Source organism: Mucilaginibacter sp. JRF (assembly GCF_015223065.1).
Classification (GTDB): Bacteria; Bacteroidota; Bacteroidia; order Sphingobacteriales; family Sphingobacteriaceae; genus Mucilaginibacter.
Genome location: NZ_JADFBY010000027.1, coordinates 1 through 683, shown reverse-complemented (window position 1 = coordinate 683; position 683 = coordinate 1). Strand labels below are relative to the sequence as shown.

1 protein-coding gene is annotated in these 683 nt (G+C 45.7%); it reads left to right on the top strand.

Going from position 1 to position 683, the window contains the following annotated elements; all coding sequences use genetic code 11:
- Nucleotides 1-683 (top strand): transposase (locus IM792_RS21180; protein ID WP_194103921.1); only part of this gene is annotated, 683 nt, incomplete at both ends.

Sequence of the window (683 nt, the reverse complement as noted above, 5' to 3'; positions counted from 1 at the left end):
CATAAGGGGCAGCAATCATTTGTCATTAATAATGAACAGAAAAGTATCATCAGGTTCTTTAGTGATTTTACGGAAGAACTGATCATTGGCATGGAGAATACAGGCCGGTATAACTGGGCGCTGTATGATGTCTTAAAAGACAGCCGGCACCGTGTATTTGTCTTTTCGCCATTGCATCTGAAAAAGAGTATGGGGCTTGTCAGGGGGAAGAATGATAAGATCGACGCGGTTAGAATTGCCGCGTTTACTTACAAGAACTACCAGGAACTACCGCAGTGGAAACCATCCGGTAAGGCTATACAAACCCTAAAGATCCTGTTAACGGAACGCAACAGCCGCGTTAAAGCGAAAAGGCAGCTCCTTAAACAACAATACGATTATGCAAAGATGAAGCATCTGGGCATAGACCAATCCCTGATGGTTTTGAATAAACAACAACTCGCCCTGTTAAATAAACAGTTAGTGATGCTTGAGTCCCGGATCGAGGCTTTGATAGGTTCAGACCGGGATATGAATAACCAGGCCAAACTCATGCGCTCAATACCAGGTGTAGGCAAAGTGCTTTGCTGGATGATGCTGGCCAAAACGGAAGCTTTTACAATAATCACAGAACCGCGTAAGATGGCCTGTTACGGTGGTGTTGCTCCTTTTAGCCACCAGTCAGGCACCTCCGTCAGGGGCAG